The organism is Domibacillus epiphyticus (assembly GCF_001975785.1).
Lineage (GTDB): Bacteria > Bacillota > Bacilli > Bacillales > Domibacillaceae > Domibacillus > Domibacillus epiphyticus.
The window spans coordinates 44394-69554 of the sequence record NZ_MSFI01000008.1 but is presented as its reverse complement, the minus strand read 5'-3'; the positions used below and the strand labels follow the sequence as shown (position 1 = coordinate 69554).

Annotated in this window: 30 protein-coding genes and 1 riboswitch; of the genes, 29 read left to right on the top strand and 1 reads right to left on the bottom strand. The window is 42.7% G+C overall.

Translation table 11 applies throughout. The annotated features are described in order from the left end of the window. Window positions 1-7: 7 nt before the first annotated feature. From BTO28_RS04945 to BTO28_RS04820, 26 genes are all read left to right on the top strand, one after another. A complete protein-coding gene (locus BTO28_RS04945; RefSeq protein WP_076764439.1) occupies window positions 8-1186 on the top strand; it encodes an acetyl-CoA C-acetyltransferase in 1179 nt (392 codons plus the stop codon). A gap of 14 nt (window positions 1187-1200) precedes the next feature. Next, entirely contained in the window at window positions 1201-2967 is a 1767-nt protein-coding gene (locus BTO28_RS04940) for an acyl-CoA dehydrogenase family protein (protein ID WP_083711302.1), read from the top strand. A gap of 97 nt (window positions 2968-3064) precedes the next feature. Further along, window positions 3065-3433 (top strand): VOC family protein, encoded by a 369-nt coding sequence (locus BTO28_RS04935; RefSeq protein ID WP_076764437.1) that lies wholly within the window; start codon window positions 3065-3067, stop codon window positions 3431-3433. 50 nt (window positions 3434-3483) lie between these two features. After that, window positions 3484-3834: an arsenate reductase family protein gene (locus BTO28_RS04930; protein ID WP_076764436.1), complete on the top strand. Its 351-nt coding sequence runs from the start codon at window positions 3484-3486 to the stop codon at window positions 3832-3834. Between the two features lie 71 nt (window positions 3835-3905). Then, a complete protein-coding gene (gene gcvH, locus BTO28_RS04925) occupies window positions 3906-4289 on the top strand; it encodes a glycine cleavage system protein GcvH (protein ID WP_076764435.1) in 384 nt (127 codons plus the stop codon). A 167-nt stretch (window positions 4290-4456) separates the two neighbouring features. Next, entirely contained in the window at window positions 4457-4906 is a 450-nt protein-coding gene (locus tag BTO28_RS04920; RefSeq protein ID WP_076764434.1) for a LytTR family DNA-binding domain-containing protein, read from the top strand. Window position 4907: 1 nt separating this feature from the next. Beyond that, complete coding sequence (locus BTO28_RS04915) at window positions 4908-5309, top strand: DUF3021 domain-containing protein (RefSeq protein WP_076764433.1); 402 nt, start codon at window positions 4908-4910, stop codon at window positions 5307-5309. 133 nt (window positions 5310-5442) lie between these two features. Continuing rightward, window positions 5443-5802, top strand: coding sequence for a toprim domain-containing protein (locus BTO28_RS04910; RefSeq protein ID WP_076764512.1), 360 nt, complete (start codon window positions 5443-5445; stop codon window positions 5800-5802). A gap of 3 nt (window positions 5803-5805) precedes the next feature. Further along, window positions 5806-6105, top strand: a complete 300-nt coding sequence (locus BTO28_RS04905; protein ID WP_076764432.1) for a thioredoxin family protein — start codon at window positions 5806-5808, stop codon at window positions 6103-6105. A gap of 86 nt (window positions 6106-6191) precedes the next feature. Continuing rightward, window positions 6192-6295: riboswitch (SAM riboswitch) on the top strand. A 71-nt stretch (window positions 6296-6366) separates the two neighbouring features. Next, on the top strand, window positions 6367-7392 hold the full coding sequence (locus tag BTO28_RS04900) for a methionine ABC transporter ATP-binding protein (RefSeq protein ID WP_076764431.1): 1026 nt from the start codon (window positions 6367-6369) through the stop codon (window positions 7390-7392). Further along, complete coding sequence (locus tag BTO28_RS04895; RefSeq protein ID WP_076764430.1) at window positions 7385-8053, top strand: methionine ABC transporter permease; 669 nt, start codon at window positions 7385-7387, stop codon at window positions 8051-8053. The genes BTO28_RS04900 and BTO28_RS04895 overlap by 8 nt, the downstream gene beginning before the upstream one ends. 22 nt (window positions 8054-8075) lie before the next feature. Next, window positions 8076-8927: a MetQ/NlpA family ABC transporter substrate-binding protein gene (locus tag BTO28_RS04890; RefSeq protein WP_076764429.1), complete on the top strand. Its 852-nt coding sequence runs from the start codon at window positions 8076-8078 to the stop codon at window positions 8925-8927. A 288-nt stretch (window positions 8928-9215) separates the two neighbouring features. Next, window positions 9216-9377: a hypothetical protein gene (locus BTO28_RS04885; RefSeq protein ID WP_233129825.1), complete on the top strand. Its 162-nt coding sequence runs from the start codon at window positions 9216-9218 to the stop codon at window positions 9375-9377. A gap of 174 nt (window positions 9378-9551) precedes the next feature. Then, window positions 9552-10328: a Fe-S cluster assembly ATPase SufC gene (gene sufC, locus BTO28_RS04880; RefSeq protein WP_076764427.1), complete on the top strand. Its 777-nt coding sequence runs from the start codon at window positions 9552-9554 to the stop codon at window positions 10326-10328. 16 nt (window positions 10329-10344) lie between these two features. Beyond that, a complete protein-coding gene (gene sufD, locus BTO28_RS04875; RefSeq protein WP_076764426.1) occupies window positions 10345-11655 on the top strand; it encodes a Fe-S cluster assembly protein SufD in 1311 nt (436 codons plus the stop codon). Continuing rightward, window positions 11652-12881, top strand: coding sequence for a cysteine desulfurase (locus BTO28_RS04870; protein ID WP_076764425.1), 1230 nt, complete (start codon window positions 11652-11654; stop codon window positions 12879-12881). The genes sufD and BTO28_RS04870 overlap by 4 nt, the downstream gene beginning before the upstream one ends. Continuing rightward, complete coding sequence (sufU, locus tag BTO28_RS04865; protein WP_076764424.1) at window positions 12871-13305, top strand: Fe-S cluster assembly sulfur transfer protein SufU; 435 nt, start codon at window positions 12871-12873, stop codon at window positions 13303-13305. Before BTO28_RS04870 ends, sufU begins: the two co-directional genes overlap by 11 nt. Before the next feature lie 23 nt (window positions 13306-13328). After that, the gene (sufB, locus tag BTO28_RS04860) at window positions 13329-14726 is read left to right on the top strand and encodes a Fe-S cluster assembly protein SufB (RefSeq protein ID WP_076764423.1); all 1398 of its coding nucleotides are present in this window, start codon (window positions 13329-13331) and stop codon (window positions 14724-14726) included. Window positions 14727-14879: 153 nt separating this feature from the next. Continuing rightward, window positions 14880-15725 (top strand): DUF72 domain-containing protein, encoded by an 846-nt coding sequence (locus tag BTO28_RS04855; RefSeq protein WP_076764422.1) that lies wholly within the window; start codon window positions 14880-14882, stop codon window positions 15723-15725. Between the two features lie 14 nt (window positions 15726-15739). Continuing rightward, window positions 15740-16549: a sulfite exporter TauE/SafE family protein gene (locus BTO28_RS04850; protein WP_076764421.1), complete on the top strand. Its 810-nt coding sequence runs from the start codon at window positions 15740-15742 to the stop codon at window positions 16547-16549. A gap of 15 nt (window positions 16550-16564) precedes the next feature. Continuing rightward, window positions 16565-17920 carry a bifunctional metallophosphatase/5'-nucleotidase gene (locus BTO28_RS04845; RefSeq protein WP_076764420.1) on the top strand — a complete coding sequence of 452 codons (1356 nt, stop codon included), beginning with the start codon at window positions 16565-16567 and terminating at the stop codon, window positions 17918-17920. 42 nt (window positions 17921-17962) lie between these two features. Then, window positions 17963-18694, top strand: coding sequence for a sporulation protein YunB (gene yunB, locus BTO28_RS04840; RefSeq protein WP_076764419.1), 732 nt, complete (start codon window positions 17963-17965; stop codon window positions 18692-18694). A gap of 277 nt (window positions 18695-18971) precedes the next feature. Next, on the top strand, window positions 18972-20465 hold the full coding sequence (locus BTO28_RS04835; protein ID WP_076764418.1) for a sodium-dependent transporter: 1494 nt from the start codon (window positions 18972-18974) through the stop codon (window positions 20463-20465). Further along, window positions 20465-20578: a methionine/alanine import family NSS transporter small subunit gene (locus BTO28_RS04830; protein WP_076764417.1), complete on the top strand. Its 114-nt coding sequence runs from the start codon at window positions 20465-20467 to the stop codon at window positions 20576-20578. Before BTO28_RS04835 ends, BTO28_RS04830 begins: the two co-directional genes overlap by 1 nt. 161 nt (window positions 20579-20739) lie before the next feature. Further along, the gene (gene lipA, locus BTO28_RS04825) at window positions 20740-21654 is read left to right on the top strand and encodes a lipoyl synthase (RefSeq protein ID WP_076764416.1); all 915 of its coding nucleotides are present in this window, start codon (window positions 20740-20742) and stop codon (window positions 21652-21654) included. Beyond that, window positions 21651-21938, top strand: a complete 288-nt coding sequence (locus BTO28_RS04820) for a YutD family protein (protein ID WP_076764415.1) — start codon at window positions 21651-21653, stop codon at window positions 21936-21938. The genes lipA and BTO28_RS04820 overlap by 4 nt, the downstream gene beginning before the upstream one ends. Before the next feature lie 24 nt (window positions 21939-21962). Here BTO28_RS04820 and BTO28_RS04815 read toward each other — a convergent pair whose 3' ends face one another. Continuing rightward, on the bottom strand, window positions 21963-22229 hold the full coding sequence (locus BTO28_RS04815; protein ID WP_076764414.1) for a DUF3055 domain-containing protein: 267 nt from the start codon (window positions 22227-22229) through the stop codon (window positions 21963-21965). 74 nt (window positions 22230-22303) lie between these two features. Here BTO28_RS04815 and BTO28_RS04810 point away from each other — a divergent pair, with 74 nt between their 5' ends. The 3 genes from BTO28_RS04810 (at window position 22304) to BTO28_RS04800 (ending at window position 25136) form a co-directional block, all read left to right on the top strand. Then, on the top strand, window positions 22304-22756 hold the full coding sequence (locus tag BTO28_RS04810) for a DUF86 domain-containing protein (protein WP_076764413.1): 453 nt from the start codon (window positions 22304-22306) through the stop codon (window positions 22754-22756). Continuing rightward, entirely contained in the window at window positions 22756-23523 is a 768-nt protein-coding gene (locus BTO28_RS04805) for a TIGR01457 family HAD-type hydrolase (protein WP_076764412.1), read from the top strand. The genes BTO28_RS04810 and BTO28_RS04805 overlap by 1 nt, the downstream gene beginning before the upstream one ends. 92 nt (window positions 23524-23615) lie before the next feature. After that, a complete protein-coding gene (locus tag BTO28_RS04800; RefSeq protein WP_076764411.1) occupies window positions 23616-25136 on the top strand; it encodes an FAD-dependent oxidoreductase in 1521 nt (506 codons plus the stop codon). Window positions 25137-25161 lie beyond the last annotated feature (25 nt).

The following is a 25161-nucleotide window of genomic DNA, read 5'->3' as shown; positions in this document are numbered from 1 at the left end:
GATCGAAATGAAGGAAGCGGTCATTGTCGCCGGTGCGCGTACACCGGTTGGACGGGCAAAAAAAGGGACATTGCGGAACATGCGTCCGGATGATCTTGGCGCAATTGTTGTAAAAGAAACATTGAAAAGAGCAGGCGGCTACGATGGTCATATAGATGATCTTATTATCGGGTGCGCAATGCCCGAAGCGGAGCAAGGGTTAAATATGGCGCGAAATATCGGTGCGCTTGCCGGGCTTTCGCATGATGTACCTGCTATTACAATTAACCGGTACTGTTCATCTGGACTGCAATCCATTGCTTATGCAGCAGAAAAAATTATGATTGGCCACGCGGACACGATTATTGCAGGAGGAGCGGAATCGATGAGTCTTGTGCCCATGATGGGCCATATTGCACGTCCTAACGTAAGGATTGCCGAAGAGATGCCGGGATATTACATGTCGATGGGACACACGGCAGAAGAAGTGGCGAAAAAGTACGGCATTTCGCGAGAAGAACAGGATGCTTTTGCCGTGCGCAGCCACGAAAGGGCAGGTCATGCAATTGAAGAGGGTAAGTTTGTTGATGAAATTGTACCAGTTGAAGTGACATTCAGAGAAGTTGGTACTGATCATAAATTAGTGGAGGAACACGTTGTTTTTTCACAGGATGAAGGGGTACGTCTTGGAACATCAATGGAAGGGCTTGAAAAACTTCGTCCAGTATTTTCGGTTACGGGATCTGTAACGGCGGGTAATGCTTCACAAACATCGGATGGCGCCGCAGCCGTCATGGTGATGGAACGCGAAAAAGCGGAGTCACTCGGTCTCACGCCTATAGCAAAGTTTCGCTCGTTTGCGGTTGGGGGCGTCCCGCCGGAAATTATGGGCGTCGGCCCGGTTGTTGCGGTGCCCAAAGCACTGAAACTTGCAGGACTGGAATTATCAGATATTGATTTATTTGAACTGAACGAAGCGTTTGCATCGCAGTCGATACAGGTCATTCGGGAACTAGGATTGAACGAAGAGATTGTGAATGTAAACGGCGGAGCGATTGCACTCGGCCATCCGCTCGGCTGTACAGGGGCAAAGTTAACTTTGTCATTACTGCATGAATTGAAGCGCCGTAACCAGCAATTTGGTGTTGTCACGATGTGCATCGGCGGCGGTATGGGGGCCGCCGGCGTTTTTGAAATGATTTCATAAAGGGGGAAATGAACATGGCAGCAAAAGGCGGTTCTTTTTTAATAGAAGATGTGGATTTTAATTTCATATTTACACCTGAAGATTTTTCAGATGAACAAAAAATGATTGCCAAAACGACTGAGGACTTTGTGATAGGCAGCGTCATGCCTGAAGTACCCTTCTTAGAAAAGCATGAATTTGACCGGTCTGTGAAATTATTAAGGGAAGCAGGCGAACTTGGGCTGCTGGCTGCAGATGTGCCAGAAGAATACGGGGGGCTGAATCTTGATAAAATCAGTTCTGCGCTGATTGCTGAGAAAATGGCGGGCGCAGGCGGATTTTCTATTTCGCATGGGGCGCACGTCGGAATCGGATCATTGCCGATCGTCTTATTTGGAAATGAAGAGCAAAAGAAAAAATATCTTCCCGATTTAGCAGCGGGAACACGTTTCGCGGCCTATGCCCTTACAGAACCCGGTTCGGGATCGGACGCGCTCGGGGCGAAAACAACAGCACGATTGAACGAATCAGGGACACATTATGTGTTAAACGGGGAAAAACAGTGGATTACAAACTCTGCGTTTGCAGATGTGTTTATTGTGTACGCGAAAATTGGCGGGGAACAATTTTCGGCGTTTATAGTGGAGAAAGATTATCCGGGTGTATCAACCGGGGCAGAAGAAGAAAAAATGGGGATCAAAAGTTCATCGACACGAACACTAATTTTAAGTGATGCCCAAGTGCCGGTGGAAAATTTACTTGGTGAAGCAGGACGCGGTCACGTCATTGCATTTAATATTTTAAACATTGGGCGTTACAAATTAGGTGTTGGTACAGTCGGCAGTGCGAAGCGGGCGCTGGATATCTCATTAAAGTACGCAAATGAACGCCAGCAGTTCAAAACACCGATTGCAAACTTTAATTTGATCAAAGAAAAATTCGGGACGATGGCGTCAAAAGTATACGCATCAGAAAGTGCAATTTATCGAACGGTAGGGTACTTTGAAGAGCGGATGAGCGCCCTCTCTGAAGAAGAACAAAAGGACGGAAAAGCCATTGCGGCATCTGTTGCCGAGTATGCAATTGAGTGTTCACTAGGCAAATTTTTCGGATCAGAAGTACTCGATTTTGTTGTAGACGAAGGGGTGCAAATTCACGGCGGCTACGGATTTATGGAGGAATATGAAATCGCGAGAATGTATCGGGATTCTCGCATTAACCGTATTTTCGAAGGAACGAATGAAATTAACCGGCTTCTCGTGCCGGGTACATTTTTGAAAAAAGCGTTCAAAGGAGAGCTGCCGCTGTTTGAAAAAGCACAGGCGCTGCAAGGAGAAGTGATGATGCATATACCGGAAGAACCGGGGGACGCTGTACTTGCGCAAGAAAAAATGCTTGTGAAAAATGCAAAGAAAATTGCCCTTCTTGGTGCAGGGCTTGCCGTTCAGAAATACGGAAAAGCGCTTGAAGTGGAGCAAGAAGTACTGGCAAATATCGCGGATCTTGCTAACTTAGTGTATGCGATGGAATCAGCGGTTTTGCGCACTGAAAAAGCAATAGAGAATTTCGGTGAAGAAAAAAATAAACAGAAATTATTGTACACCCAAATTTTCTGCCAGGAAGCATTCAACGAAATAGAAACACATGCAAAAGAAACGATCGTGGCGATTGAATCAGGCGACACATTGCGCATGATGATGTCTGTATTACGCAAACTCGGCCGCCACACACCGATCAACGTCATTGCAAAAAAGCGTGAAGCAGCAGAGAAACTGAATAATACGTTGAAATACGTCGTATAATAACGTGGGCCCCTTTTGATAAAAAGGGGCTTTTAGCATTAACAAAAGAAGGATTTTTACAAAAAAAGTTGAAATTTATCCGTGAGGTGATCATAACGTGAAAAGTGCTAGTCCTTTTATTTTAGTGAAAGATGTACGGGAATCGGTAGAGTATTATCAGTCTATTTTCGGTGGCGATATTAAAATTTTGAACGAGCATGCCGGAAAATTGCTTCATGCTGAGCTGCATCTTGGCGGCAGCCTTATTCATTTTGCCGATACATATGGAAAGCAAAATGAGACGAAAGATGCAAATGTCATTATGCAATTTGGGAGCGAAGAGGAAATTACGAATGCCTATGAAAAATTGGCTGCAGACGGAGGCGCCATTAAAGTAAAGCTCGCGGATACATTTTTCGGCGCACTGCACGGACAGGTCACCGACTGCAAAAACGGCATTAACTGGGTAATGAATTTTCAAAGATAAAAGGATTTTTGCGGATTTTGTCGAACATCATCAGTTGAGGTGATTTTATAATGAAGTTTTACTGGTATCCAAAATGCGGGACATGCCGCAATGCAAAAAAATGGCTTGATGAACATAATGTATCGTACGAAGCGATCCATATTGTTGATATGCCCCCATCAAAAGCAGAATTAAAAGAAGCCTATGAAAAAAGCGGGCTTCCGTTAAAGAAGTTTTTTAATACGAGCGGTCAAAAATACCGTGAGCTGGGGTTAAAGGATAAAGTCGCAGCATCGTCTGATGATGAGCTGCTTGACATATTGGCATCTGATGGCATGTTAATTAAGCGCCCGCTTGCAATCAACAATAATACGGTGACGGTTGGCTTTAAAGAAGACGAATATGCACAAAAATGGAAATGAATCCTCTTGCTTTCTGTATAAATAATCAGTAAAGTGAAAAGTATAATTATACAATCTGGAGGGACAAACAAATGAATTTGCCTAAAGACCTGCGTTTTTCCGAAGAACATGAATGGGTGAAACAAGAAGATGGGAAAGTGCGCATCGGGATTACGGATTTCGCGCAATCTGAACTTGGTGACATCGTTTTCGTTGAGCTTCCGTCTGTTGGCGATGAAGTAACAGCTAACGAACCTTTCGGCAGTGTTGAATCTGTTAAAACAGTTTCTGAATTGTATGCCCCGATCAGCGGGAAAGTCGTTGAAATCAATGAAGATCTTGATGACAGCCCGGAATTTGTTAATGAATCTCCATATGAAAAAGCATGGATGATCGTGGTTGAGCCGTCTGATGCGTCTCAAATTGACGATCTTATGACTGCAGAACAATATGAAGAAATGACAAAAGAAGATTAATTTAAAAGGCCGGCACAACGCCGGTCTTTTTTGTGTTCCAAAAACAACGAGCATTTCCATATACACAGAATTTGCATCATGTTATGACTTGGTATTAACCGGTTATGTTGTTTGTCAACTGAAAAAAAATCCTACCAACTATAATATAAATAGAAGGGGGCTGACAGATGAAGATTAACATTGACATAAGTGATGAGTATGAAGAGCCGGTGATGACAATTCATGCGAAAGAATGGACTAGGGAGCTGGAATCGATTGTAAAGTTTTCCAAAGGCTCGAGAGTGAAACGATTGGTTGGAGAAAAAGGAGGCCAATCGTTTATCATTCAAGCGGAAGATATTGATTACGTGCAGGCGGAAGGAAGAAAAGTAACGGCCGTGTTAAAGGATCAAATAATTGAATTAAAGATGAAGCTGTACGAAGTGGAGGAGACACTTGATCAAAGGCAATTTACTCGATTTTCTAAATCAGTGATAGGCAATGTAGATCAAATTCACCGATTTGAACTTTCTTTTAACGGAAATCTATGTGTTTATTTCAAATCAGGAAATAAAGAGTATGTATCGAGAAAATATACAAAAGTAGTGCATGAAACATTAAGGACAGGAGGCAAATAACATGTTTGAAGTGATAAAACGAGCGTTTGTCGGAATTAGCATGGCTGGAGTGATAACATTTGCTGTATTGACTGTGATGAAAGTAAACATGGTGGAAGCAACAGTGTCAGAATTATGGATGCATATGTTTGGCAGTTTAATAATAGGTGTTTATTTTGGATTTGCTTCGTTTCTTTTTGACAATGACTCGTGGAGTCCGTTAAAACAAACATCCGTTCATTTTCTACTATCTATATGTGTGTTTTACCCGCTAGCTTTGTTTGTCGGTTGGGTTCCGCCTGAGCCGCTTCCTGTTGTACTGAGTTTTGTGGTATTTTGTGCAACCTATGTTTTATTTTGGATAGGGGCCCGTTTTAATTTGAAAAAGCTGGAACAATCAATGAATGATTCAATACGAAAATAGGTTATCTACATGGGAAACTGGACAAATAGTTTATAAAGAGCAGACAACAAAAGGATTGGTTGTCTGCTCTTATTTTTTGCATTTTTTCATCAAACAGGTGAAAATAGAGACAATAACGTGCAGCGGGGTGATGGTGATAATGGTGGAAAAAACAATTATCGTCGAAGGGTCTTCTGACCGGAAACGGGTGGCTGAAATTGTTAGAGAACCGGTAGACATCATTTGTACGAACGGAACGATTGGTGTGTCACGTCTTGACGAGCTTGTGGACGAGCTGTTTGAACGTGATGTATACATCTTAGTTGATGCGGACGCATCAGGAGAGAAATTACGCCGACAGTTTAAACGGGAGCTTCCTCAAGCACGGCATCTATACATTGACCGCCGCTATAAAGAAGTCGCGGCTGCTCCGCATCGTTATCTCGCGTCAGTTTTAATGAGCGCGGATATCGATGTACACGGTGAATTTTTACAGAAAGAAGGAACGCAGTAAAAGATGGAGACAACAAAAACAATTCAAGAACTGCTTGCTGGACCGAAAGCAGCTTTATATGCATACACACCAATGTGTGGTACATGCCAGGTGGCCGGTAAAATGCTTGATGTCGTTGAGGCTATGAACATAGACGTGCCGCTTCGACGGATCAATTTAAATTACCACGAAGATATTGCCCATTTATTTGCGATTGAAAGCGTCCCATGTTTACTCTTGTTTTCAAATGGGAAACTAATAAAGAAAATTTATGCTTTTCAGTCAGTTCCATATATATATGAAGAAATACGCTCGGTTATATAATCCCATTATTTACAACGGGGGTTAAATATTGTTTTATTGACATAATTATTATCCGAATGTTAAAATCCATTCATGTTTAGAACAAGCTCTTATCAAGAGAGGCCGAGGGATGTGCCCGATGAAGCCCGGCAACCTTCTTTAGCAGAAAGGTGCCAAGTCACACGAAGCAATATGCTCCGGAAGATGAGAGAAAGGGGTTCATCACTGCCTTTCTGTCTACTTTGTGCAGACGGGTTTTTTTTATGGAAAGGAGTTGACACCATGATTTTAATTGAACAGGCAAAGAAAATATTCCATACAAAAAATGGCCGGGTAACTGCTGTTGATGATATAAATCTTTCCGTTCAGGAGGGTGAAATCTTCGGAATGATCGGCTACAGCGGTGCGGGTAAAAGTACACTCATCCGCATGCTAAACGGACTCGAGACACCAACTGAAGGCTCTGTGACTGTTGCGGGACGGGCGGTGTCTAAAATTAAAGGCAAAGAACTTCGAAAAGCGCGCCAGGAGATCGGCATGATTTTTCAGCATTTTAACTTGCTCTGGTCACGCACGGTTCGTGAGAATATTGCATTTCCGCTTGAAATTGCCGGCGTTAATAAAGCGGTACGGGACAAGCGTGTAAACGAACTTATTGAACTTGTCGGTCTTGAAGGACGGGGGGATTCTTATCCATCACAGCTATCAGGAGGACAAAAGCAGCGAGTGGGTATTGCGCGAGCACTCGCGAACAATCCGCAAGTTCTTCTGTGTGATGAAGCGACATCCGCGCTTGATCCACAAACGACCGATTCGATTTTAGAATTGCTCGTTGATATCAATCAGCGGCTCGGACTGACAATTGTGCTTATTACGCATGAAATGCATGTTATCCGCAAAATCTGCCATCGCGTGGCCGTAATGGAAGCGGGGAAAATCGTAGAACTTGGTACGGTGCTGGACGTATTCCGCCGTCCGGAACAGCAAATTACGAAGCGGTTTGTGCAGCAGGTGACTGAGCCTGAAGAATCAAAGGAAACGATTCATCATTTGCTTGAATCTCATCCGAACGGAAAAATTGTTAAACTGACATTTGTTGGTGTATCAGCAGAACAGCCGGTCATGACCGAATTGATCCGCCAGTTTAACGTGGACGTTAATATTTTGCAGGGGAAAATTTCACAAACGCAAAATGGCGCTTATGGAACATTGTTTGTTCAAATAACGGGTGATGCAACTGAAGTCGACAAAGCCACGGCATTTTTGGATGCGCAGCAGGTGGATTCGGAGGTAATTACATATGATTGAACAATGGTTTCCGAATGTCGATTGGGAAAAAATGTGGGAAGCAACAGTACAGACGCTTTATATGACGAGTATTTCAGTCATTGTCACCTTTATTTTAGGTATATTACTCGGTCTTCTGCTCTTTTTAACATCGAAAGGGCAGTTATGGGAAAATAAAGCGGCATATGGCATAACAGCCATCATCGTCAACGTCTTCCGCTCGATTCCCTTCATCATATTAATTGTGTTGCTTATTCCATTTACAAAGGCGCTGGTCGGAACAATTATCGGAGAAAATGCGGCACTCCCTGCGTTAATTATTGGAGCAGCTCCTTTTTATGCCCGGATGGTTGAAATAGCCCTTCGGGAAATTGACAAAGGGGTCATTGAAGCTGCCCGTGCAATGGGTGCATCTACATGGACGATTATCAGAAAAGTATTAATTCCGGAATCATTGCCAGCTCTCGTTTCCGGCTTGACCGTTACGGCGATTGCCCTTGTTGGCTACACGGCGATGGCGGGTGTTATCGGAGCAGGAGGACTCGGCAATCTTGCCTTTTTGGATGGATTCCAGCGCAGTCGTACTGATGTCACGATGATGGCAACCATTATTATCTTAATCATTGTGTTTATTATTCAGTTCATCGGGGATACTGCAACACGTAAACTCGATAAACGATAAATTTGTTTAGGAGGAATTTGTAATGAAAAAATGGCTTCTCGGTTTAATGACAGTCGCTTTTATGCTCGTTCTTGCAGCGTGCGGAGGCGGAGAAGAGACAGCAGATAATGAAAACAAAGACTCAGGTACAGCAGAAGAAGATAAAAAAATTGTGGTAGCGGCTAATCCAGTTCCTCATACAGCGATTTTGGAAAAAGCGCAGCCGATACTAGAAGAAAAAGGGTATGAATTGGAGATTGAAACCCTCCAGGATTATATTATACCGAATAGAGTATTAGAAGAGGGAGAAGTTGACGCGAACTACTTCCAGCATGTTCCTTATCTCGAAGCACAAAAAGCGGAGCATGGGTACGATTTTGTAAGTGCTGGCGGTATCCACGTTGAACCTATCGGGATTTATTCGAAAAAGTATAAAGACTTAAAAGAACTTCCAGAAGGCGCTAAAATTATTTTAAGTTCATCTGTTGCAGATCACGGTCGTATGCTGGCTCTCTTTGAAGAAGCGGGTTTAATCACGTTAAAAGAAGGTGTTGCGAAAGAGGCAGCAACACTTGATGATATTGCGGAAAACAAAAAGAATTTAGAATTCGACTATGATTATGAAGCTGCATTGCTTCCGCAAGTGTACAATAACGACGAGGGTGATGCAGTCATGATCAACTCGAATTATGCTGTGGACGCTGGCTTGAATCCACTTGAAGATGCGATTGCCCTTGAAGGAAAAGATTCACCATATGCGAATATCATTGCTGTACGTTCAGGTGATGAAGATAAAGAAAAAATTAAAGCATTGGTAGAAGTCCTTCATTCTAAAGAAATTCAAGACTTTATTTTAGAAGAATGGGGCGGAGCATTCGTACCAGTTTCGAAATAATGCGTAAACCGACCGGCTTAGTACTGGTCGGTTTTTTTTACCTTGTAAGAACATTTAGTTTTCAGATAATTAAGAATTCGTGAGTATTTGGTTTATATTCTGCGAAAGGGGATATATACAAGAGTATAAAGGAGCTCACAACTTGTGAGGGGGACTCAAGGCTTCTAATTGCTTTTGCGTATCCCGTTCGCCGCCTGCTAGTATTAATAGCGGAGCAGGTCTCCAAAAAAAAACGAAAAGGATTGATTCCCTATTAGTAACTCACTGAATATGAAGTACACAGAAGGCATGGAAAAAGCGATGCACGCATCCCATGGTGTTGGCTACGAAGTGTACAGCCAGAAGCATGAAGTGAGAATTGACGTCGAGCAGCAGCGCGAGCAGGATTACCTTGAAAGCAGACGCATCGTTGCGGACTTTAACCGGAAATTTACTAATCACATATCTTAATGAAAAGTAAGGGAACCGGCAAAAAAGCCGGTTTTTTTACTTTTATTTGAGAATACAAATTGTAATCGCTTTCTACGGTTGAATATAAATTTAATTTGTTATAAGATTGTAATGAGAATAAATTGAGAATAGACACAATCGGTTACTCAAACCGATGAATACGGAGGGTAAAACATGTCACAATCAACATTAACAATTAAAGATCTTCACGTCGCAATCGACGGGAAAGAAATTTTGAAAGGGGTAAACCTTGAGATTAAAGGCGGCGAGTTCCATGCGATCATGGGGCCAAATGGAACGGGTAAATCGACTCTTTCTTCCGCTATTATGGGTCACCCGAAATATGAAATAACACAAGGGTCTATCACACTTGACGGAGAAGATGTTCTTGAAATGGAAGTAGACGAACGTGCTCGTGCAGGTCTATTTTTAGCAATGCAATACCCAAGTGAAATTACAGGCGTTACAAACGCTGAATTTCTTCGCTCTGCAGTAAATGCCCGCCGCGAAGAGGGGGACGAAATTTCACTAATGAAATTTATCCGTCAAATGGACGGCAACATGGATCTTCTTGAAATGGATCAAGATATGGCACAACGCTATTTGAACGAAGGATTTTCTGGCGGGGAGAAAAAACGCAACGAAATTCTTCAATTAATGACAATCCAGCCGAAAATTGCCATCCTTGATGAAATCGACTCAGGTCTTGATATAGATGCGCTTAAAGTTGTATCAAAAGGAATCAACAAAATGCGCGGTGAAGATTTTGGCTGCTTAATGATTACGCATTACCAACGTCTCTTGAATTACATCACACCTGACCATGTCCATGTTATGATGCAAGGAAAAATCGTGAAATCTGGTGGATCGGAACTTGCGGAACGCCTTGAAGCAGAAGGATATGACTGGATTAAACAGGAACTTGGCATCGAAGACGAAACGGTACAGTAATCGAGGAGGAGCTACTATGACTGAAACAAAATGGTCGGTTGATCAAGAAGGAATTCGCGCTTTTTCAACTGCAAACAACGAACCTGAATGGCTTTTAAACGCTCGTCTAGATGCGTTTAACAAAGCGGAGGAATTACCGCTTCCAAAACCGGATAAAACAAAAATCGATAAATGGAACTTTACGGAGTTCGGTGCGCACAATGTACAGAGCGCTCCATTTGAGTCGCTCGCAGCTCTTCCAGAAGCAGCTCAAGCGGTTGTTGGGGAAGAAAATCCAGCACAAACTATTTACGTACAGCGCAATGGCACACCGTCCATTTTAAATATATCTTCTGAATTAAAAGAAGCAGGTGTTATTTTCACTGATTTTGCAACTGCTGCAAAAGAACATGGCGACCTCCTTCAAAAATATTTCATGACTCAAGTGGTGAAAGCAGATGAGCATAAGTTAACCGCTCTTCATGCAGCACTTGTAAACGGCGGCGTCTTCTTATACGTGCCGAAAAACGTTGAAATAAAAGAACCAGTACAGGCTGTTTTCATTCATGACGATAAAAACGCAGCACTTTTTAATCACGTAATCGTTGTAGCAGAAGCGAACAGCTCGGTTACGTATGTGGAAAACTACATTTCCACAGTGGCAACTGAGCGAAGTGTTGCAAACATTGTGACAGAAGTAATTGCAGGAAATAATGCGCGCGTATCATATGGAGCTGTAGATACACTTGCTGAAAACGTAACAACATACGTGAACCGACGCGGTATTACAGCACCTAATGCCCGCATTGATTGGTCACTAGGTGTAATGAACGATGGCAATACCGTTTCAGAAAATGTAACGAACTTAATCGGTGACGGATCCTACGCGGATACGAAAATGGTCGTTGTCGGCCGTGGAAATCAATCCATGAACTTTACAACAAAAGTCGTTCATTTTGGAAAACATACAGAAGGCTACATTTTGAAACATGGCGTTATGAAAGACGAAGCAAAATCAATCTTTAATGGAATCGGCAAAATCGAGCATGGTGCCTCTAAATCGAATGCAGAGCAGGAATCACGCGTGTTAATGCTTAGTGAAAAAGCGAGAGGTGACGCCAATCCAATTCTTTTAATTGATGAGGATGATGTAACGGCAGGTCATGCTGCCTCTGTCGGCCGTGTCGACCCTCTACAGCTTTATTATTTAATGAGCCGCGGTATCACAAAACAGGAAGCAGAACGCCTTGTTATTCATGGCTTCTTAGCACCAGTTGTGAATAATTTGCCAATCGAAAACGTGAAACAACAACTAACAGGTGTCATTGAAAGGAAAGTTCGCCAATGAACGCAAAAGAATTGAGAAAATATTTTCCGATTCTCGATCAAGAAGTGAATGGTCATCCACTCGTATATCTTGACAGCGCGGCAACATCTCAAAAACCTGTTCAAGTCATTGAAGCGCTAAACGATTATTACCGTTTGCACAACTCGAATGTTCACCGCGGTGTTCATACGCTTGGCAATCGTGCAACGGACTTGTATGAAGGGGCGCGCGATAAAGTGCGCCGTTTCATCAACGCAGCGTCCACAAAGGAAATCATCTTTTTACGCGGGACAACGACAGCGCTCAATCTTGTTGCGCAAAGTTATGGACGTGCAAATGTAAAAGAAGGCGACGAGATCGTCATCACACACATGGAGCATCATTCGAATATTATTCCTTGGCAGCAGCTGGCGAAATTTTCAGGTGCTACACTAAAATATATTCCGATGCAGGAAGATGGAACGATTTCTCTGGATGATGTGCGAGCAACGGTTACCCCAAATACTAAGATTGTATCTGTTATGATGGTATCAAACGTACTTGGAACGATAAATCCGATTGAAGACATCACGAAAATCGCCCATGAAAACGGAGCTGTTATGGTTGTTGATGCCGCCCAGGCAGCACCGCATATTCAAGTCGATGTACAAAAGCTCGATTGTGACTTTCTAGCTTTTTCGGGCCATAAGATGTGCGGACCAACTGGAATTGGGGTATTATACGGGAAAGAACAATTGCTCAACAACATGGAGCCGATTGAATTTGGCGGTGAAATGATTGACTTTGTCGGTCTTTATGAGTCAACTTGGAAAGAGCTGCCGTGGAAATTTGAAGGTGGCACGCCAATCATTGCCGGGGCAATCGGTCTCGGAGCAGCCATTGATTTTTTAGCTGACATTGGCTTGGATAAGATTGAACAGCATGAGCATAAACTTGCGACTTACGCGCTTGAAAAGTTGGCGGATATTCCAGGTTTGAAAATTTTAGGTCCGAAAAGCGGAAAAGACCGCGCGGGTGTGGTAACATTTAATTTGGATGAGGTTCATCCACATGACGTAGCAACAGTTCTTGATGCAGAAGGCATCGCCGTCCGCGCTGGCCATCATTGCGCACAGCCGTTAATGAAATGGTGCCAGGTCTCTTCGACGGCACGAGCAAGTTTTTATTTGTACAACACGGAAGAAGATATCGACAGACTTGCCGCCGGTTTGCTAAAAACAAAGGAGTATTTCTCAGATGTCTTTTGATAATTTAGATCAACTTTACCGCCAGGTGATTATGGATCATTACAAAAACCCACGGAATAAGGGAGCAATTGAAGACGGCAGTGTTACAATTGACATGAATAATCCTACGTGTGGAGATCGTATTCATTTGACGATGAATGTAGAAGACGGGATTGTCACAGATGCAAAATTTGACGGGGAAGGCTGTTCAATTTCAATGTCTTCCGCGTCTATGATGACACAGGCGATTAAGGGGAAAGACATTAAAACAGCTCTTCGCTTGTCAAATGTGTTTTCCGATATAATGCTCGGAAAAGATTATCCTGATGATATGGACCTTGGTGATATTGAAGCACTGCAAGGTGTTGCAAAATTCCCGGCACGTATTAAATGTGCAACATTGTCGTGGAAAGCGATGGAAAAGGGACTTCAAAACGAGAAGTAAAAAACTGACAGGAGGAATGCAACATGGCAAAAAAAGCCCCTGAAATTGGCGATTATAAATATGGCTTCCATGACCGTGATGTATCGATTTTTCGTTCGGAACGTGGATTGACAGCTGAAATCGTAAAAGAAATTTCAAAAATGAAAGAAGAACCCCAATGGATGCTTGATTTCCGTTTGAAATCACTTGAGCATTTTTATAAAATGCCGATGCCGCAATGGGGAGGCGATATGTCGTCTCTTAACTTCGATGAAATTACGTATTACGTAAAACCATCTGAGAAATCTGAGCGTTCATGGGATGAAGTGCCGGAAGAAATCAAACAAACATTTGATAAACTAGGCATTCCGGAAGCTGAACAAAAATATCTTGCGGGTGTATCCGCTCAGTACGAATCAGAAGTTGTATATCACAACATGAAGGAAGATTTGGAAGAACTGGGAATCGTCTTTAAAGATACAGATTCAGCTTTAAAAGAAAATGAAGACATCTTCAAAAAATACTGGGCGACGGTTATTCCGGCGACAGACAATAAATTTGCAGCATTGAACTCTGCTGTGTGGTCAGGCGGCTCATTCATTTATGTCCCACCAGGCGTGAAAGTGGATACACCACTTCAAGCGTATTTCCGTATTAACTCCGAAAATATGGGTCAGTTCGAGCGTACGCTTATCATCGTCGACAAAGATGCGAGCGTACATTATGTTGAAGGATGTACGGCACCTGTTTACACAACAAACTCGCTTCATTCAGCGGTTGTCGAAATCTATATTGCAGAAGGCGCATATTGCCGTTATACAACGATCCAAAACTGGGCAAATAACGTATTTAACCTAGTGACGAAGCGTGCGGTTTGTGAAGCGAATGCAACAATGGAATGGGTTGATGGAAACATCGGTTCAAAATTAACGATGAAATACCCAGCTGTTATTTTAAAAGGTGAAGGTGCACGCGGCATGACATTGTCAATTGCCCTTGCCGGTAAAGGACAGCATCAGGATGCTGGTGCAAAAATGATTCACCTTGCACCGAATACATCATCCACAATCGTATCAAAATCAATCTCGAAACAAGGCGGAAAAGTTACGTACCGCGGTATCGTTCACTTTGGACGTAAAGCAGACGGCGCTCGCTCAAATATCGAGTGTGATACATTGATTATGGATAACAAATCAACATCTGATACAATTCCATACAATGAAATTTTGAATGACAATATTTCACTTGAGCATGAAGCAAAAGTGTCGAAAGTATCGGAAGAGCAGCTCTTCTACTTGATGAGCCGTGGTATTTCTGAAGAAGAAGCAACAGAAATGATCGTTATGGGCTTTATCGAGCCATTCACAAAAGAACTGCCAATGGAATACGCTGTTGAAATGAACCGCTTGATCAAGTTCGAGATGGAAGGTTCAATCGGTTAAAGAATAAAGACCCCCTTTCACGAGGGGGTTTTTTTGTGCTGGAATTGCTGGAATGTTACACAAGAATAGTTTGAATTCATGGAAACCGAATATAGGCAGCGGTAAGCGATTTCTTAAAAGTTGTGATAGAATATTCAGTATGAGGTGATAGATATGATTTATACGGGTGTAACGGGATGGGGGGATCATGACACCCTTTATACACAAGGTGTCGCACCCCGTGATAAATTAACAGAATATGCCGCTCATTTCCCGACAGTTGAAGTCGATTCGAGCTTTTATGCGGTTCAGCCGGAACGGAACATGAGTAAGTGGGCAAGTGAAACGCCGAAGGGCTTCCAATTTGTCGTAAAAGCTTATCAAGGCATGACGGGACATGAACGAGGGGATATTCCATTTGCTTCGAAAGAAGAAATGTTTCAAGCATTTAATTTGTCGCTTAAGCCAATGATTGAATCGGGCAAACTCGCGATGGTTCTTTTTCAATTTCCGCCTTGGTTTGACTGTACACGTGAAAATGTGACATATCTTCGTTATTGTAAAGAAAAAATGGAAGATGTACCACTTGCAGTCGAATTTCGAAATCAATCGTGGTATAAAGCGGCTTTTATTGATAAAACGATTGCTTTTTTGGAACAGGAACAATGGATTCACACTGTATGCGATGAACCACAAGCTGGTGAGGGATCCATTCCAATTGTTTTACAAGCGACGCACAAAGAAAAAACATTAATACGGATGCACGGCCGCAACCGAGCCGGCTGGCGGAAGAATGGCCAAAAAAACTGGCGTGAAGTGCGATACCTGTACCGATACAACGAACATGAACTGCGACAGTGGGTGGACTTTACAAAAGAACTTACCGAACAGTCAAAAGACGTATACATTCTTTTCAACAATAACTCAGGCGGTGATGCGGCAGATAATGCAAAGCAGTTTCTAGATATCGCCGGTATACATTATGATAATTTGGCTTCACGCCAGCTTGATCTTTTTTAGGAGGCACTTAGTCTATGGAATGGTTTATATTACTAGTGATTGGACTTATTGCAGCTGCAATTGGCGCGCTGGTTGGGCTTGGCGGCGGCATTATTATCGTGCCGGCGCTGTTGTTTTTAGGAGGCACAGCACTTCTAGCACCTGTATCACCACAACTGGCAGTAGGCACATCGTCAATTATTTTAATCATTACAGGTTTGTCGTCAACGCTTGCGTATATGAAACAAAAAAAAGTCGATTATAAACTAGGACTTATTCTTTTTATCGGCAGTGCGCCGGGCAGTATTGTCGGAGCATATGCAAATAAAGGGCTTGATATGAGTCAGTTCAGCCTTTATTTTGGGTTATTCATGGTGTTTATGTCGTTTGTTTTGATGTTCAAAAACCGAGCGAAACCGCTTCTTGGCAGTCGGGGGTTGCCCCGTACATTTACCGATAATGAAGGAACACATACATATTCCATCGAACCTCTGACTGGGACAATCATATCGTTTATTGTCGGATTTCTTGGTGGCTTATTTGGAATTGGTGGAGGTTCGCTCATGGTGCCAGCGATGATTATGCTGTTCGCGGTACCTCCGCACGTCGCAGTTGCGACATCTATGTTATTAATTTTTCTATCAGGCGGAGTATCAAGTATCACACACATCGCTCTTGGAAATATCGAATGGATGTATGCTGCTGCCCTTGTACCGGGAGCATGGTTTGGCGCTAAACTGGGTGCTTGGCTGAACGCACGGATTGCCTCAAAAACGGTGGTGATGCTGCTTCGCCTCATACTTATTTTTGTCGGTGTCCGCCTTATTTGGCAGGGGATCAGTTAAAAGGTGGAATAACGAATGGAGAAAACGATACACATTTACCATACGAATGACCTGCACAGCCATTTTGAAAACTGGCCTCGCATTGCGCATTTTTTAAAGAAAAGAAGAAATATTCATAAAGAGTCAGGTGACTATGTATTTACGTTTGACATTGGGGATCATGTGGACCGGGCACACCCGTTAACAGAAGGGACACTAGGCACTTTTAATGTGGAGTTATTAAATGACGCGAAGTTTGACGCGGCTGCGATCGGAAACAATGAGGGCATTACATTGCCGAAAGAAGCACTAAACAGGCTGTATGAACACGCAGAATTTCCGGTTATTTGTGCAAACCTTTTTAATAAAGACGGATCAAGACCGGACTGGGCATTACCTTATACGTTCTTAAAAGCAGGTAATGTAACGATTGCTGTTACCTCTGCTACCGCCTATTACGCGCCGTTTTATGAACAGCTTGATTGGAGCATTACACATCCAATCGAGGAGTTAAAAAAACAAATTACTGAATTGAAAAAACGTGCTGATATCATAATCGTGCTTTCTCATCTTGGCATGTATGATGATGAAAAAATAGCGGAGGAAACCGATGCTGATGTTATTCTCGGAGCACATACACATCATGTCTTCCACGAAGGAAAAGAATTGAATGGCACGCTGCTTGCAGCAGCAGGCAAATACGGGTATTTTACGGGCCATGTGGAAATAAATATAAATGAAGAAACAGGCGTGATTCGCGCAAAACGCGCACGAGTCTATGAAACGAACAGAACACTTGAAGCGCCGCTTGATGAGCTTGTTCAGCAGGAAGCTTTTTTAGCAAAAGGAAAAGAAGTACTTTCTCTTCCAGTTGTTCATCTGGAAAATTCTATTGAAAGTGACTGGTTTCATTCGTCCCCATTGCCGAAGCTGCTTGCTGAAGCATTGACAGAGTGGTGTGATGCAGACTGTTCATTTATAAACTCCGGTGTTGTGCTTGGAAATCTGCCAGCAGGAAACGTAACGAAACATGACCTTCACAGTTTGCTGCCGCATCCAATCAATCCATGTGTTATTGAACTGACCGGTCAGGAGCTGATAGAAGTGCTGCGGCAAACACGTGATGAGAAATGGCCGCATCTACAAATAAAAGGACTCGGTTTTCGCGGGAAAGTAATGGGCCGCTTCGTTTATGACAGGATTGAAATGGAAGGATTGAAGGTTTTTATTGATGGAAAACCGCTCGATATGAAAAAAAGGTATAAGCTTGCAACATTGGATATGTTCACATACGGACACTATTTTGTTGAATTGCACCGGGCGCACGCGAAAAAATATTTCATGCCAGAATTTTTACGTGATGTGATGGAATGGAAATTATTGCAGTTATGATCCCTATTTTCCGCATATAATGCGGAAAAGGGGGTTTTTTTTATGCGCCGCCGGAAAAAATGGAGGAGTAAAAGTAAATTTTCGACGCGGCACCGCCTGCTCACCGCAGTTTTTATATTTTTAGCTGCTATTTTGTTTATTTTATGGCTCATCAACCGGAATATTCAGCCGGTACTTTTGAATTTTGCAGACGCTCAGACCAATAAAATTGCCTCGATGGTACTGCAAAAAGCAATTAGTAAAGAAATAACCGAAAATCTCGATATACAAGACATCATGATTACCGAACAAGGGGAAGGAACGTCAACTGTTTTTAATGCGGAGGTAATTAATAAAGTACTCGCCGAAGTAACAGATCTAGCAGAAGAAAACCTAAATCAGGCAGAAGAAGGGAATTTGCGTGAGCTCGAAGATATGTTAGGTGTTGATATTGATACGGAACGGTCGAAACAGGCAGAGGGCATTTCTTACACAATCCCGCTTGGACAAATTACGAACAACGCAATATTAGGCAACCTGGGTCCTCGTGTGCCAATTCGTTTTCACGCCATTGGTGATGTTACATCGAATGTGAAAACGAAAGTCGAGCCATTTGGGATAAATTCAGCCTACGTTGAAGTCTATATTGAACTCGAAGTGAATGTTCAGGTTATTGTTCCGTTTGCAGCTGATACGACTGTTGTACGCCAGACGCTTCCGGTAGCGATGGGGCTTGTTCACGGAGGTGTACCAGAATATTATAACCCGGATTCTATTGGTATACCGACAAAATAAAGAGAAAAATACAAAGTGAGAGTTTTGGACATATGAAGTGCCAGTATAAACTCAATTGAAAAATCACCCGTCTTTTATAGACGGGTTTTGTTATATAAAATTAGGGGAAAAAGGTGGATATGGATATGTATGCGTTATTGTATAAATTATTTTATAAAAATATCAAAAAAGATATTTACTAATATTTTAATGGAGTTTATACTGAAAATGTACTTCAGGAATTATCTGAATATATAAAAATTTGGCACATTCGTGCGTTTAAGGAGGTCCATATATTATGGAACAAAATCGTCCGCAGTGGGGATCCCGTGCTGGTTTTATTATGGCAGCTGTCGGATCAGCCGTTGGACTTGGCAATATTTGGCGTTTTCCGGCAGTGGCTTATGAAAATGGAGGAGGTGCATTTTTTCTTCCATACTTGTTTGCACTGCTTACAGCTGGTATCCCCCTTCTCATTATGGAATTCACAATGGGACATAAATATCGCGGTTCAGCACCGCTTACAATGACGCGTCTGAACAAAAAAGCGGAATGGCTTGGCTGGTGGCAGCTCGCTATTGCTTTTGTTATTGCTACGTATTATTCCGTTATTGTTGCCTGGGCATCATCCTATGCATTTTTCTCATTTAAGTTAACGTGGGGCGATAAACCGCAGGACTTCTTGCTTGGGGATTACTTGCAAGTGGTGGAAGCGGGACAATTCGGTGGATTTGCAAATGGTGTTCTATTGCCGCTCTTAGTTGTCTGGATTGTCACGCTGGGCATTATGTTTTCTGGCGTGAAAAAAGGGATTGAAGCGGCAAATAAAGTAATGCTTCCACTTCTTGTTGTTTTATTTTTTATCGTCGTTGTCCGTGCCGTAACACTTCCAGGGGCGCTTGAAGGACTTGATGCGTTCTTCCAGCCGGATTGGTCAAAAATTACGGATGGTAAAGTGTGGATTGCAGCATACGGTCAAATTTTCTTCAGTTTATCAGTCGGATTTGCAATCATGGTCACTTATTCAAGCTACTTGCCAAAAAAAGCAGATATTACGAACAATGCATTCATTACTGCATTTTCAAATTCATCTTTTGAATTGCTTGCTGGATTTGGTGTGTTCGCTGCTCTTGGCTTTATGGCAATGCAGCAAGGTGTGCCGGTACAAGAGGTTGTTTCAAGCGGGGTTATTCTTGCATTTGCTGTTTTCCCTCAAATTATTAATGAGTTTCCGGTTGCTAACGGATTTTTCGGTTTCTTATTTTTCATTTCGTTAACACTTGCAGGTCTTACGTCACTCATCTCTATTATTGAGACGTTTGTTGCAGGTGCTCAGGAAAAATTCAACATCTCCCGTACAAAATCTGTCGCGTTTGGCGGTGGATTGGCGGCTATCCTTTCGCTAGTTTTTGCCACAAAAGGCGGTTTGAACTTCCTTGATGTTACTGACAATTTTATCAATCAATTTGGTATTGTATTTGCAGGACTTGTTGAAGTTATTCTCGTTGCATGGGTATTTAAAGAACTTGATTCGTTAAAGAAACATGCTGATTCCGTATCTGATATTCAGCTTGGAGCTTGGTGGAAAATTTGCTTGAGTGTTGTAACACCGATTGTTCTTTTCTTCATGATGTTTGACAACGTCCGTCAAAATATCAGTGCACCGTATGGCGGCTATCCAGCGTCATTTGTCTTTACATATGGCTGGATTGTCGCGGCGCTTGCATTAATTGCAGGGTTTGTCTTTATGTATATTAAGCCATGGAGCAACAACAATAAGGAGGAACTGTAATGAGTACAAGTGCAATTGTGATGATGATCATTGGGGTTCTGATTATTTGGGGCGGTATGGCTACAAGCATTGCCTATGCCGTGAAAAAAGCAAAAGAACGCAAAAGTATATAAATAAAGGATCGAAGACTCAAAACGCGACATCCTGTCGTAACGCTTTCGTGACCCGCATCGTGCGGGCAAAAGCCGGATTGCCTAGGGGCAGTCCGGCTTTTCTTTACTTACTAATTATGATAAAGTAGCGGTATATGATCCAATGATTGGAGATGATCTAAATGAGCACGAAAGAAGAACATTTACGTAAACCGGAATGGTTAAAAATAAAGCTGAACACGAACGAAAACTATACAGGCTTGAAAAAAATGATGCGGGAAAAACAGCTGCATACGGTTTGTGAAGAAGCAAAATGTCCAAATATCCATGAGTGCTGGGCAGTTAGACGTACAGCTACTTTTATGATTCTTGGAAGCGTCTGCACGCGTGCATGTCGCTTCTGTGCGGTTAAAACAGGTCTTCCGACTGAGCTTGATTTAAAAGAGCCGGAACGAGTAGCTGATTCCGTCGTGCAAATGAACTTGAAACACGTCGTTGTAACAGCGGTAGCTCGCGATGATTTGAAGGACGGCGGAGCGTATGTTTTTGCCGAAACCGTTCGGGCGATCCGCCGGAAAAATCCATTTACATCGATCGAAGTTTTGCCATCTGATATGGGCGGCATCGAAGAGAACTTGAAGATGCTGATGGATGCGAAACCGGATATATTAAACCATAACATTGAAACGGTGCGCCGTTTGACGCCGAGAGTCCGTGCGCGTGCGAAATACGACCGTTCTCTTGAATTTTTGCGCAGAGCGAAAGAAATGCAGCCTGACATCCCGACGAAATCAAGCTTAATGATCGGTCTTGGTGAGACGAAAGAAGAAATCATTGAAGTTATGGATGATCTTCGTGCAAACAATGTAGACATTATGACGATTGGCCAATATTTACAGCCAACTAAAAAGCATTTGAAAGTGCAAAAATATTACCACCCTGACGAATTTGCAGAGCTGCGCGAAATCGCGATGTCTAAAGGATTCAGCCACTGTGAAGCTGGGCCGATGGTTCGATCTTCTTATCACGCGGATGAGCAGGTAAATGCAGCGGCTAAAGCGAAACATGAGCAAGGCGAGGCGCAGGCAGCAAAATGATTACCATTCAAAATGACTGCTACGATATTTTAGAAGAGCGGACAGAAGGCTTCAATGAAGAAGCCTTCCGTGCCCGCTACAGTGATATTTTGTCTAAATATGACTACATTGTCGGCGACTGGGGCTACGGACAACTACGGCTAAAAGGTTTTTTTGATGATGAAAATAAGAAAGCTTCATATGATAACAAGTTCTCGACTATCCGAGACTATTTGCTTGAATATTGTAACTTTGGCTGCGGCTACTTCATCTTAAAAAAGCTTCCTGTATCAAGCGCAACATAAAAAACCGGCCATTGCCGGTTTTTTTTAAATGACTTCATACAAAAACTCTTTTAATTCTTGTGCCTCTTCCTCGCTTAAGTCAAATGCGTATTCTATATAGCCAGGCTCGTCCAAATCATCTCGGCCGATAATGGCATACCTCCGTCCTTGTAAATTCATGACGATACGCTTCCCATAGTAGCGGTCTGTTTGCATCAATGCAAGATCATACCGCGCATGTTCACCGGCAAAACTGACGAACCGTGTAGTCGTCGTGTCCTTTTCATCATACAGAAAAAAACGTTCACTCATCCGTGATCCTCCACTCGTTCATTTTCAACCATTGTACCACATGATACAATAAGAGCGGAAAGGATGGATGTCACGTGTACTTTATTGACCGAAAAAAAATGGAGGCAACACTCCGCTTTATGGAAGATCAATTTAACTTGTTTGAAACACATTCGGCTTGGATCACCCCGATCGAACAGGCTGCACTTGAGCGAATAGCGCAGACCGTTGTTGAATCGATTATCGATGTCGGCAATGCAATGATTGACGGTTTTATTATGCGCGATCCTGGCAGTTATGAGGATATTATCGATATTATGGACGATGAAAAGGTCATTGCCCCAGAACAGGCGGCGCCGCTTAAAGATGTGATCGGGCTCCGTAAAACACTTGTACGAAACTACACAGACATTACCCATGATGAAATTGCGGCGCTTTTAACTGCGCATAAAAAAGAAATTAAAGACTTCCCGAAACGCGTCCGTGCTTATTTAGAAACCGAACTTGGACCGGTTACCGCATTTTTACCCGAAGAAGGAGATTCATGATGACAAAATACAAGGGCTATTTAATTGATCTCGACGGAACGATGTACCTCGGCACAGATATTATCCCTGGTGCCCCGGAATTTATCGACCGGCTGAACGAAGCGGGCATCCCGTATTTATTCGTTACGAACAATTCATCAAGAACACCAAAACAGGTAGCGGAGAAGCTTGTGAAAATGGGCATTCACACAACACCTGAAAATGTTTTTACGACATCACGCGCAACCGCTCAGTTCATTCATGAAGAGAAACCCGGTGCATCTGTGTATGTGATCGGAGAAGAGGGCATATTAGAGGCGCTTGCAGATAAAGGGCTCGAAGTCGTCACACATGAAAACCCTGATTATGTTGTGACCGGTATTGATAGAGGCATTACATATGAAAAACTTGCTGTTGCCTGTTTATCTGTCCGAAATGGTGCCCGCTTTATTTCTACAAACGGTGACATTGCTATTCCAACCGAACGAGGTTTTCTGCCAGGGAACGGTTCTCTTACATCCGTTGTTGCAGTTTCAACAGAAACACAGCCTATTTTCATTGGAAAACCAGAACCGGTCATTATGGAGCAGGCACTGGAGGTTCTCGGCACGTCGAAAGAAGAAACCATTATGGTCGGTGACTATTATGATACCGACATAAGAGCGGGCATTAGCATCGGCATCGACACATTGCTCGTCCATACAGGCGTCACACAGCCTCATCATCTCGAAAGACATGAAATAAAACCGACTTATACGCGTCAAAATTTGACCGAGTGGGAGATTTAAGAAACAGCGATTAGGCGCTGTTTCTTTTTTTTGGATAAAGTTGGTCAGGCTTGGGTATAAAAATAGCATGTACAACTTATAGGAGGGTTTTCATGCGTATCCCGAAACAATCGAAGTCGTATTGGAAAGATCATCAAGTGACCCAGCCTTTTGTTACACTTGACCGGAATTTAGAAGTGGATGTAACGGTCGTGGGCGGGGGAATTACAGGGATTATTGCATCCTGGCTTTTGGCGAAAGAAGGAAAAAAAGTGGCGCTTCTCGAATCAAGGAAATTGATGGATGGAACGACTGGGTACACAACAGCAAAAGTGACGTCACAGCACGGACTTGTTTATGATGAACTTATTGGAAATTTCGGTGAAGAAAAAGCGCGATTATATTATGAAGCAAATGAAGAAGCGATTGCATTCTTAAAAAAAACGGCGGAGCAGCTATCCATTGATTGTGATTTTACAACACAGGATGCTTACGTATATGCAGAAACAAAAGAAGCAGCGGGAAAAATACAAAAAGAAGTTGATGCATATGAAATTCTTGGGATTAATGGGGGGCTTGCCGGTACTGAAGTTCAGAAGAAGCTACCATATAAAGTGGAAGAAGCCATTGTCATGCGAGAACAGGCACAGTTTCACCCGGTGAAGTTTTTGGAAGCACTCGTCCGTGATATGGAAGGAAGTGTGCAAATTTTTCAAAATACAAGAGCAGAATCGATCGAAGGAAATAAGGTGAATACAACGGATGGATATGCTGTTTCAAGTGAACATATCATTGTGGCATCCCATTTTCCATTCAACGACTTTGATGGGTTTTACTTTTCAAAATTGCATGTTGAACGTTCTTATGCGATCGGGATAAAAAGTGAACGAGATCTGGAAGAAGGCATGTACATTAGCGCGGATAATCCGTCACGGTCATTGCGTTTTGCGACAATGGATAACGGCGAAAAGCTCCTTATTGTTGGCGGTGAAAATCATCCTACTGGACGCAATAGTGATGAAACGGTGAAGCATTATGAAGAACTTGGCGGCTTTGCGGAACGACATTTTGGAACAAAAGAAATTTTATATCGTTGGTCTGCTCAAGATTTAATTACACTTGATGGTGTACCATACATTGGCGTCGCCCACGAAAATATTTTGGTTGCAACTGGCTATGCAAAGTGGGGGATGACAAATGGAACGGCAGGTGCGCATTTATTAGCCGATCTTGTCATGGGGCGTGAAAATCGATTTGCGGAACTATATGACCCGGCAAGGATTAAATTAAAACCAGCAGATGTGAAGACGTTCGCAGTGGAAAATGCAAAAGTAGCGAAAGAATTAATAGGCGGCAAGCTAAATGGAACAGTAAAAACGATCGATGATCTTCAGCCTGATACGGGCGGCATGGTCATGATAGACGGCAAAAATGCAGGTGCCTATAAAGATGAAGATGGGAACTGTCATCTTGTCGATACTACATGCACGCATATGGGCTGTGAGACGAAATGGAATGATGCCGAACGAACATGGGATTGTCCATGCCACGGATCCCGTTACTCCTATACTGGAGATGTAATTGAAGGTCCCGCATTAAAACCGCTCGCTAAACTTGAGAGTGAAATGAAATAATAAAAACGAGCTGTCCCATATACAG